General features: G+C 70.0%; 1 protein-coding gene. It reads right to left on the reverse strand.

The genetic code is table 11. The annotated features are described in order from the left end of the window. Positions 1-240: hypothetical protein (locus AB2B41_RS24190; RefSeq protein ID WP_367880278.1), on the reverse strand; the 240-nt coding region annotated here is incomplete at both ends.

A 240-nucleotide genomic window follows, 5' to 3' on the forward strand; every position in this document is an offset into this window, starting at 1 on the left:
CCGGCTCCCCCCCGCTCTTCTCGCCGCCGTTGTTCTCGCCGCCGCTCTTCTCGCCGCCGCTGTTGTCGCCGCCGTTGTTCTCGCCGCCGTTGTTCTCGCCGCCGCAGTTATTGCCGCCGTTGTTGTCGCCGCCGTTATTATCGCCGCCGTTGTTGTCGCCGCCGTTGTTGTCGCCGCCGCTGTTGTAGCCGCCGGTGTTCGTGGAGGAGGGGTTGTGGGGGCGGGGGGGGTGGAGGGCGG

Origin of the sequence: Sulfitobacter sediminis (assembly GCF_040811725.1) — a bacterium.
In the GTDB taxonomy this organism is placed as follows: domain Bacteria; phylum Pseudomonadota; class Alphaproteobacteria; order Rhodobacterales; family Rhodobacteraceae; genus Sulfitobacter; species Sulfitobacter sediminis.